Consider the following 9,962-nt stretch of genomic DNA (forward strand, 5'->3'; position numbering starts at 1 on the left):
AGATCGACGGCCGGGGGAATGCTTGAGCGAGGCAATGAGGTGCCGAGTGGGGTCTGTCCGCATCCGGGGAAACCCTCTATACGAATTTCAAATACCGGACCTTTTTTGACGGCATTGTGTCGTTCACGTGGACGGCACACCATCCTACTCATTCCGCCGTGCATGGCCCGGCGGCGCAACGAATAACCCCGCAGCTGGGAGCCGTTGATCTGGCAGCGGATGTCAAGAAGCGATGTCTCTTTCTGCCGCTGCTGTCGCAATGACGCGCGGCGATACACTGGTTGGGCTGGTCGCCAGCACCGACTGCAAAGGAAATAAGATGCTGAACAGAGCCAACACCCTTGACCCCATTACCTGCACGAAAGCCATAAGCAGCAGGATGCGCGATGTCATCGCCGCGAACTTCGGCACATTTTTCGAATGGTTCGACCTGCTCGTGTACGCAATGTTCGCTATTACTGTGTCGAAGCTATTTTTTCCGACCGGCGACGAGCGATCGGCGCTGTTGCTCAGTCTCCTAACCTTCGCTAGCTCATTCCTTATCCGTCCGGTCGGTGCGATCATCCTGGGTGTCGTCGCAGACAAACACGGCCGGCGCTTCACGTTAAGCCTCACGGCGTTCCTGATGTTGTGTGGCACTGCGTCCATCACCCTCGTGCCGACATACGACAAGATCGGCGTGTTCGCGCCGGTAATTCTAGTCGCGGGACGCCTGCTTCAAGGCTTTTCGGCAGGGGGCGAATTTGGAGCGGCCAATTCATTTTTGACCGAACAAGATGTAAAGCGCAGAGGGTTTTTTGGGAGCCTGCAATGGTCGACGTCGGGTCTCGCTGTATTGGCGGCCTCGCTCTTCGCCTACGGCGTGAATCGCTATCTGTCGCCGGAACAGATCGATTCCTGGGGCTGGCGTCTGCCGTTCGCCTTCGGGTGTCTGATCGGACCGATTGGCCTCTACATCCGCAGGAAAGTGAACGAGACGGCCGCGTTCGAGCAAGCGAGCGACGTGGTGCCACACAAGCCGCTGCGCGAAACGGCGCAATCACATATGTCAAGCGTGCTCATGGGCGCCATCATTTCCGGCGCTGGCGGCCTCGCGAGCTTTATGAACATCTATATGCCGACGTTCGCAATTCATAATCTGGGAGTCAGCAAGGACGCAGCCTTTTTGTCATCGATTCTAAGCGGCCTCGTATCCGTCGTGTTCCCGATAATCGGTGGCATCGCAGCGGACCGACTCGGCACCGTCAAGGTGATGCGTGCCGCACTACTGTGCGGCATGGTGCTGATCCTGCCGCTCTTTTACATGCTCACGCGTGCACCGAGCACCGCAACATTGATCGCATTCCAGTGCACCCTTTCACTCGTGTTCTACAGCTTCTACTACGCGCCGGTCAGCTCGTTGCTATCACAACTCTTTCCCACGTCCTGCCGTACCACCGGCTCGTCGCTCGCCTACGTAATCGCGATGACGCTGTTCGGCGGACTCACGCCTGTCGTGACCAACCTTCTCGTAAAATTGACGGGCAGCATCATGTCGCCGGCCTATTACCTGATAGTGATTTCGACCCTCGCGCTCGTGGCTCTGATCGCCAGCCGCAAGCGCGTCAACTGACAAATCTCCAAGCTAATATGCTGCCCATTCAAGAAATCACATTGAAACCCGAATTGCCCAAGCAGGTCTCCGTCGCAATTATTGGCGGCGGAATCATTGGTATCAGCTGCGCGCTCGCGCTGGCGCGCAAAGGTGTCGACGTCGCGGTGTTCGAAAAAGGCACGATCGGTTGCGAACAGTCTTCGCGCAACTGGGGCTGGGTGCGCTCCATCGGACGCGACATTAAGGAACTGCAACTGTCTTTCCTCGCGAACGAATTGTGGCAGTCAATCCAATCGCAAATCGACGTGGGCTACCGGATGACGGGACTCGCATATCTTGCGAAAGACGAGTCGGAGATGGCTCTGCATCAAAAATGGATCGATGCGTCCGGCGCCAGCGGTGCCCGCGTCAGGCTTCTTGGCAGAGCCGAACTCGCCAGGTTTCTCCCGCAGTCGAGCCGCGCATGGGACGGGGCGCTCTATAGCGCGATCGACGGTGTCGCAGAACCCACAATGGCCACACGAGGCATCGCCGAACTCGCTCGCGCGAACGGTGCATCGATCTTCGAACACTGTGCGGTGCGGGGCATTGATATTTCCGCGGGTCGCGTGTCGGCTGTCGTGACCGAGCACGGCGTCGTGAAATGCGCCGACGTGGTTTTGGCAGGCGGTGCGTGGTCGCGGCTGTTCTGCGGCAATCATGCAATTGACTTTCCGCAACTCAAGGTTCATGCGTCCGTGCTGCAAACCGCGCCTATCGACGCTAAACTGGACGTCGCGATCAACGGGGGCGACTTCACATGCCGCAAGCGCTGCGACGGCGGATACACAGTGTCGAAACTCGGCGCCTCGGTCGCCGATCTCACGCCCGATAGCATTCGCCTGAGCACGAAATTCCTGCGTGCCTGGCTCAAAGAGCGCAAGTATCTGCGACTCCGTTTCGGACGCCCCTTTTTTGATGAACTGAAGATTCCGCGCCGCTTCAATATTGACGCCCCGACGCCGTTCGAATCGTACCGCGTGCTCGATCCTGAGGCTAACAACGGCATGCTCAACGACGCAATGAATTGCCTGAAGCAGACCTTTCCATCGTTCGCCAATGCGACGATTGCACGTACGTGGGCAGGTATGATTGACGTCACGCCCGATGCACTGCCGGTTATCTCTAGGGTCGAGCGGATACCGGGCTTCTATCTGGGTTCCGGCTTTTCAGGCCATGGCTTCGGCATTGGACCGGCCGCGGGCGCTGTGCTCGCCGATCTGGTAACAGGCGATCGCACTCAGGTAGGGATCGAAGACTTCGCCCTGAACCGCTTTTGCTCTTAAGGGAGTCCACATGCTGCAGCGAAGCAGGAAGAACCCAAAGCGACTCACTGGACTCATCCGTTTGACGCGTTTTCCAACCAGCGCACGTACAATGCCATCAGCTCCGATTGAGTCGCAATATGCAGCTTCGCGTAAGCATTTCTTGCGATGGCTTTTCACCGTCGTTATCGCGATATTCAGTCTCAGGCTGATAGATACCGACGAGTGTCCCTGAAGAATCAGCCGAATCACCTCTACTTCACGCGGAGACAATAAGTCCTTCCCGAACGATTCAAATGCCACATTGATAGCGTTGTCGTGAGGGAGTGCGGCATCACGGACGAAACATGCCCAGTTCGCCCGAACAACAGCAGAGACGAACGGCGCCATCACTTCGAGAATGGAAATCTCCTGCGCGCCAAAACCCGATAGCGAACTGGGTCGGAGAAAGCTCACCTCGGCCATGGCCCTGTCTGGGAGCTCGACGAGAAGCAATAGCTCCTCTCTCCGCTCGGGCCACCCATGGGTGATGTAACGCATTTCCTCTTTTTCAGACCACGCCGCGGGGATACTCTTGAACGACTGGGAAATTGGATATTCCTTAGGCACCAGATCCTTCATCCGGTACGCACCTGGCTCTATGCCGTCCAGATATGCCTGATAGCATGGACTCAGCACGTATGACAATTCGACAAAGTTGGTCAGGCCCTCCCGATAGGGTGTATCGCCGAATGTATCGAATAGCAGCACAGGACGCGTCTTTCCACGATACGCGACAATCGAAACCATCTCGAACGCCAGATTCAGATTCAGCAGCCGGAATGCCGCGGCATATGATCTCTCGCTACCGACAAAATCGATTGCCTCGCCGATCCATAAAAATTCGGGTCCTGGCTCGGAAAGGTTGACCGACATAAACCGCCCTCAAGTTCCTTCGAGACATGACGCGAGCCCCAAATCGTGTCCGCCCGACGACGGACACCTCCTCGACAACCCGCGCCAGCGCTCTCGGCCAACTTTAATCCAGGACTGCCGCGGTGATGACCACCTCGACCGTATAACCGGGAACGGCCGATTTTCCCTCGACCGTAGCACGTGGACGAGGATCGCTCCGACTAACCCATGCATCCCACGCGATGTTCATTGCGGAAAAATCCGCAATGTCCGCGAGAAATATCTGCGCAAAAAGAATTTGATGCTTGTTGCTACCCGCCTCTTCAAGCAGGGCGTCGATGGTCTCCAGGATCCTTGGGGTCTGCGCTGTGACATCCAGATTGGGTTCATCTGCGACTTGCCCGGCGAGCCGCCCCCCCTGACGAACGCTGACAGCAGACATCCTCGGACCGGGATGGAGACGCTTTACAACCATGATGATAACCTCAATGTCTGAATGACTCTAGCAGTCCACTTGGTGGACCTCGGACTACTTCAATGGCCCGGTGAGGAACTTTACTAGCCTCTCACTTTTTGGACTTCCGAAAATATCAGTTGGCCGGCCACGCTCTTCCACAAGACCCTGATCAAGGAACATCACTTCGCTCGAGACTTCCTTCGCGAACGCCATCTCGTGTGTCACTACCACCATCGTTCGCCCCTCCTTGGCGAGTTCCTTCATGACCGAGAGCACTTCGCCAACCAGTTCGGGATCGAGTGCAGATGTGGGCTCGTCAAACAACAGTACTTCGAGGTCGACGGCAAGTGCCCTGGCGATCGCTACGCGCTGTTGCTGCCCACCGGACATGTGTGACGGGTACATATCAGCAACCTTGTCCGGATCCAGCTTGACCTTCAGGAGGACGTCGAGTGCACGTTCATGGGCCTCCTTGCGCGAACGCTTCTGCACCCTGATCGGTGCCAGCATCAGGTTCTCGATTACTGTCAGATGTGACCAAAGATTGAAGTGCTGAAAGACCATCCCAAGCCGCGTACGCATCTTTTCTAGCTGGCCGTGGTTGACCGGCATGATGCTGTCGCGTGTTTCTTTCGTCTGCAGTTCCTCGCCGTTCAGCCGGATCACGCCGGCATTTGGCCGCTCAAGCATGTTGATGCAGCGCAGGAATGTACTTTTCCCTGATCCGCTCGAGCCGATGACGCTGATGACATCGCCCTTCTTGGCCTTTAGCGAAACGCCTTTGAGGACCTCGTGTGCGCCGTATCGCTTATGTACGTTTTCAACCGAAAGTGCATTCATGATCGTTACTCGTGTTCTGATTAATACTGTCGCGCATCCTGTAATTCGGCCGCGGACGAGCTTGCAGACTTGACCGCAACGCGCTGCGAGGCGCGTGGCCGGACGTGAGCCATGTATCGTTTCTCCAAAGTGCGGAAGATTCTCAGGATCGCAAATGTGCACAAGCTATAGAGCACGAGCGCAAACAGGTAGGGCTCGAACGGTGCCGCATACTGCATGCTGATTGCGCGTGCAACGCCACCCAGGTCGAGCAGCGTGATGCCCGAGGCCAACGCTGTTCCGTGCAGGGTGAAAACAACCTCGTTGCAATACGCCTGCATCGCGCGACGGAGCGCACTCTGATAAATTACAGATCGAAGGCGAGCCCACTTGCTCATCCCGATCGCCACAGCCGCCTCCACCTCCCCGGGCGGCGTAGCCTTGAGCGCGCCAGCGAAAATTTCACAAGTGTATGCTGCAGTGTTCAGTCCGAATGCGAGCCACGCGCAGACGTACGCCTCCTGGAGGTAGGTCCAAAGCCAACTCTCACGGATGAATTCGACTTCAGCAAGCCCGTAGTAGATGACATACATCTGGACGAGCAGTGGACTTCCTCGAAAGATGTATGTAAATAACCAAACGGGCGTTGACAGCCAACGCGATTTCGATATGCGCATCACCGCGAGCGGCACTGCCAGCACAAGCGCGAACGCCAGAGAAATCAAAAGAAGCTGCACGGTCAACCACAAACCGGTGGTGATTTCGCCGTCAGTCCACAAAAACAGCCGGAGATTATCCAGAACAATATTGAAGTTCACAGATTCACCTCTCGAATTCCGAGCGAGAATTTCATGTTGAGTCGTCGCAGAATCCAGAGCGAGACAGTCGTAAGGGCGAGATAGACCGCACCGGCGACACAGAAGAACAGGAAGATGTGGTGTGTGGCGCGTCCGGCCGCAGTCGAGAGGAAAACCAACTCGTTCAAACTCACCATAGAAGTGATTGCGGAGGCCTTTACAAGCGCGAGCCAATTGTTGCTCAGACCGGGGATGGCGAATCGCATCATCTGCGGGTAGAGGATGCGAAAAAGCACGGTTCGCTTGCGCAACCCAAATGCGTAACCGGCTTCGAGTTGGCCAGCCGGAGCTGACAGTATCGCGCCTCGGAACGTCTCGGCGACATATCCACCGTAGACCGCCCCGAGAATTATCACGCTCGCCATATAGGAGTCGATCTCGATCGAACGTCCTGGAGATATTTTGTTCACTGCATAGTTGAGTGCGGCTTGGCCACCGTAATACAAGAACAACAACCACACAAAGTCGGGCGCACTTCGGGCGAGCGACGTGTATAGCGACGCGATGGTATTGAGGACGCGATTTGACGCGGACTTACACATGGCTGCCACGAGCCCCAGAACAACTGCAACAAGCAACGAAGCCAATGCGACGTTGATCGTTGTCATGGCACCAACACCAATCGCGCGAGCGTATCCATAAAGCATTAGACATCTCCACAAACATTAAGGAAGGCAGTCGCCGCAGAATGCGGCAACTCTCCCTCTCTCTCCAACTTCCACACGGGAGTCAAGGACTCGGTGCGTCAGATGCCTGAATAGATATCGAAATTAAAGTAGCGCTTGGCTATGCGATAATATTCTCCGCTCGCGCGGATTGCGTTGATGGCACTGTTCAGGCGATCGCGGAGCTGAGAATCGTCCTTGCGTACGCCGATCGCGATGCCGGCGCCGAAGTACTGTGAGTTTGTGACCGGCTTTCCGGTGAAGGCAAAGCCAGTACCCTGCGGCTGGTTGAGGAAGCCAGTAGCGAGCATCGTGCTATCCCCCATTACGGCGTCGAGGCGACCGGAAGCGAGATCTGTCAAGGCATCTTCATCTGATGGATAGGTAACGACCTTTGCGCCCGCTGGTGCGAGGACCGCCTTCGCAAACGATTCATGAGGACTCGAGCGCTGCATTCCGACTTTCTTGCCCTTCAGCGTCTCCGGTCGGGTGGGATCAAATGAAGAGCCAGAACGGGCGACCATGCGAGAAGCAACGCTGTAGTACTTCTCGGTGAACGAAATCTTTCTCGGCGCTCCGCTGTGTCGGTCATCGAGGACATGATCGCGTCGAACTTGTTGCTCATGAGCGCCGGAATCATGCCATCCCAATTCTGGACAACCCACTCACACTTAGTTTTGAGCTGGACACAAAGTGCATTACCGATATCGACGTCGAAACCATGAGGCTGTCCGTCTGTACCCATTTCGTTAAACGGGGGGAATGCGCCCTCGACTCCCATACGAATCACGTCCGACCCTTGTGCGTGGGTCGTCGCCATAAATACGGATGCAACAAGTGCCAGCATCACTGTGGACCTTTTCATCGCTCGTCTCCTTGCTCGCTTTAATATGGAATTGAAACCAAGATTCGCCTACAAACTGCGTTCAAAGCCACCGGTTCTCCCGATTGCTCGCTTTCTTTTTATCTTCGGTACTGAACTACAGAAGCACGAGTAGCTACAGTCTCATACAAACTCTGCGCCCTCTTGTTCGCTTCTTCCGTCTGCCAGTACGTGCGATAACACTCCCGGACATCCGCCTCCTGGAAGGCCTTATCAAGAAGCTGACGTGCTACCCCTAGCCCTCGTGCGGCCTCAGAAACAAAGAGGTCCTCAATCAGGCAATTCCACGTCGCGGCCCAGCTTGAACGATGGAAGAGATAGATAACAAACCCTGTCATCCGGCCTGCCCCGTCCTCGCTGACGGCGCACTGATGATCTCCACCCTGCGTCGTGATCCGATCCCACGTCGCCTCCGTGACTCGCGTCGGAACGTCCGTCTGATAAAAGTGTAGATAGGACTCCCAGAGTGGCAGCCATCGCTCATAGTCCGTACTAACGGCTGCCCGTACAGTTACCTTTTGCATGCCCTTGCCTTCGTGCTAACGAGGTTTTTAGTCCGTTTGTTACTGCTGTCCTGCAGCGACGCGCTCAGGTTCATCATCTGTTCCCGCGAATTGAGCAGAGAAACCAATGCCGCCGAAGAGCAAATGGCATGGCTTCTCAGCAAAGTTCCGGACTTGCCATAGCTTCGGCGCAGGAAGGCACCTCACGTATGGTTTTCACACCGCTCATCTGCACACGGAACGAGCTGCGATCGAATTACAGTTGCTCGCGTACGGCGGCGGAGATACCCGCCAGACCCTTTCGGAGTTCATCCTCCGTCGGCCATGCAAACCCGATGCGCATGTGCAGCTTTGACATTTCGAACCAGTTTCCGGCACCGACGTACGTATGGTGGTTCTGCAACACCGATCGATAGAACTCGTCTGTGTTGAACGTCGGTGGCACTTTCAAGCGCGGGAAGCAAACGACCCCGCCTTGGGGCTCCACCCACTCTACGTAGGGATCCGAGTTGACCCAGTCGCGGGTGATTCCCAAATGACGGAGGTTCCTCTTGCTGCTCTCGGCCAGCCAGTTGTCGCGCTCCTTGAGAACTGCAAGCCCGATCGCTTCGTCAACCACCGACCCGCAAATGCCGATTTGTTCTTTGGCCGCGAGAAACAGCCGGTAAAGCGCCGGGCTGCGCATCGTTAGCCAGCCAAGACGAATGCCGGGGGTACCGTACGCCTTCGACAGGGACGAGACCGAAATGAAACGATCACTGATGGTTGCTGCGGCTGGGTACGGCGTACCGTAGGTGAGGTCACGATATGTCTCATCGACAAGCACAAGGCAGTCGTGCTTGTCGGCGATCGCCTTGAGGCCAACGATTTCGTCCCACGTCATCATGGTGCCAGTCGGATTGTGCGGGCACGTCACGCTGATGTACGTCGTGTTCGGGCGTACTGCACGTTCGATTCCTTCGAGGTCCACCTTGAAGCCTTCCTCGAACTTCAGGTCGATGTACGTCGTTTCGCAACCGATCGCGCGCGGCGTCTCGATATTTGTCGCGTAGTTCGGGCGTACGACGACGAGGTGCGAATCCTTGTCCAGCAGGGACGTGGCGATGATGAACAGGGCACCCGCAGCGCCGTTGCAGATCAGGACGTCATCAGACGTGACAGATTGGGCGCCGCTTTGTTTCGCGATAAGCTCTCGAAGCTGCTTGTCGCCGCGATGCTCGCCGTACAGCAGAACGAGATCATCAAGGTTATCGACGTTGAAATCGCGGAACCTCCGGTCCGAGATCGAGCTCTCCGACAGGTTGTATTTGATCTTCTCGTAACCCAGTTCTTCCGGCGACTCCTCTTCGAGGATCATGCGCACGTATTTCATAAAATCTTCCCGTTAGTTTGTGAATCAGACCGATGCCCGCTCTTCGAGCCAACTGCATGGCGTTCGAATAATCTTTACCGGACAGAATTCTTAGCTCCATCCCCCCAGAGGAGGAGCCACGACCTTAGTACAGGATCGAACTGGCTAGACAAAGGACCGTTGCGTGGCCTGCATCTATGGCACACGAATTCAACGGACGTAAATCCCAATGCAGCTTCAGCGGTACGCCGTATAAGCGAAACTCTTCGCCTGGTCTCCAGCGATGAGACCGGCGGAACACGAACGTGTTAGCCCCTCATGTGTGGATACCGATAGTCCGTTGCCGGCACGTAGGTCTCTTTGACTGTGCGAGGCGACACCCAACGCAAGAGGTTGAGAATCGAGCCAGCCTTGTCGTTAGTACCGCTGCGGCGGGCGCCGCCAAAAGGCTGCTGTCCAACGACCGCGCCCGTCGGTTTGTCGTTCACGTAGAAGTTGCCCGCGGCAAATCTAAGGCATTGCTGATCAAGTCCACCGCATAGCTACTCGGAGCGTTATAGAGCGGAGTGGATAAGGAAGGCAGAACAGGATGAAGCAGCAGACGCTGGCGATGGCAGCTGACGAAGGTGCGGGTT

9 protein-coding genes and 2 pseudogenes are annotated in these 9,962 nt (G+C 56.2%); 2 read left to right on the forward strand and 9 right to left on the reverse strand.

Features of this window, described 5'->3' with window-relative positions; translation table 11 throughout:
- The first annotated feature begins 232 nt into the window (after positions 1 to 232).
- Both AB3X94_RS39020 and AB3X94_RS39025 read left to right on the forward strand, forming a co-directional pair.
- Positions 233 to 1,612 (forward strand): MFS transporter, encoded by a 1,380-nt coding sequence (locus AB3X94_RS39020; protein WP_246392445.1) that lies wholly within the window; start codon positions 233 to 235, stop codon positions 1,610 to 1,612.
- A 17-nt stretch (positions 1,613 to 1,629) separates the two neighbouring features.
- Entirely contained in the window at positions 1,630 to 2,919 is a 1,290-nt protein-coding gene (locus AB3X94_RS39025) for an NAD(P)/FAD-dependent oxidoreductase (protein ID WP_368594159.1), read from the forward strand.
- On the opposite strand, the gene AB3X94_RS39030 is transcribed toward AB3X94_RS39025, so the two are convergent.
- The 9 genes and pseudogenes from AB3X94_RS39030 to AB3X94_RS39070 all read right to left on the reverse strand — a co-directional run.
- A complete protein-coding gene (locus AB3X94_RS39030; RefSeq protein ID WP_368594152.1) occupies positions 2,803 to 3,813 on the reverse strand; it encodes a response regulator transcription factor in 1,011 nt (336 codons plus the stop codon). The genes AB3X94_RS39025 and AB3X94_RS39030 overlap by 117 nt on opposite strands.
- Positions 3,814 to 3,916: 103 nt before the next feature.
- Positions 3,917 to 4,270: a RidA family protein gene (locus AB3X94_RS39035; RefSeq protein WP_368594158.1), complete on the reverse strand. Its 354-nt coding sequence runs from the start codon at positions 4,268 to 4,270 to the stop codon at positions 3,917 to 3,919.
- A 51-nt stretch (positions 4,271 to 4,321) separates the two neighbouring features.
- A complete protein-coding gene (locus tag AB3X94_RS39040; protein WP_368594151.1) occupies positions 4,322 to 5,089 on the reverse strand; it encodes an ABC transporter ATP-binding protein in 768 nt (255 codons plus the stop codon).
- Between the two features lie 20 nt (positions 5,090 to 5,109).
- Positions 5,110 to 5,886 (reverse strand): ABC transporter permease, encoded by a 777-nt coding sequence (locus AB3X94_RS39045; protein ID WP_368594150.1) that lies wholly within the window; start codon positions 5,884 to 5,886, stop codon positions 5,110 to 5,112.
- A complete protein-coding gene (locus AB3X94_RS39050) occupies positions 5,883 to 6,572 on the reverse strand; it encodes an ABC transporter permease (RefSeq protein WP_217710313.1) in 690 nt (229 codons plus the stop codon). Before AB3X94_RS39050 ends, AB3X94_RS39045 begins: the two co-directional genes overlap by 4 nt.
- 98 nt (positions 6,573 to 6,670) lie before the next feature.
- Positions 6,671 to 7,455, reverse strand: a pseudogene (locus AB3X94_RS39055) (transporter substrate-binding domain-containing protein).
- Between the two features lie 98 nt (positions 7,456 to 7,553).
- On the reverse strand, positions 7,554 to 7,997 hold the full coding sequence (locus AB3X94_RS39060) for a GNAT family N-acetyltransferase (protein ID WP_176112052.1): 444 nt from the start codon (positions 7,995 to 7,997) through the stop codon (positions 7,554 to 7,556).
- Positions 7,998 to 8,232: 235 nt separating this feature from the next.
- Entirely contained in the window at positions 8,233 to 9,348 is a 1,116-nt protein-coding gene (locus AB3X94_RS39065) for an aminotransferase class I/II-fold pyridoxal phosphate-dependent enzyme (RefSeq protein WP_368614315.1), read from the reverse strand.
- A gap of 287 nt (positions 9,349 to 9,635) precedes the next feature.
- Positions 9,636 to 9,842 (reverse strand): annotated as a pseudogene (locus tag AB3X94_RS39070) (1-pyrroline-5-carboxylate dehydrogenase); the annotation flags it as partial.
- Positions 9,843 to 9,962 lie beyond the last annotated feature (120 nt).

It is taken from the genome of Paraburkholderia sp. BR10923 (assembly GCF_040948765.1).
Classification (GTDB): domain Bacteria; phylum Pseudomonadota; class Gammaproteobacteria; order Burkholderiales; family Burkholderiaceae; genus Paraburkholderia; species Paraburkholderia youngii.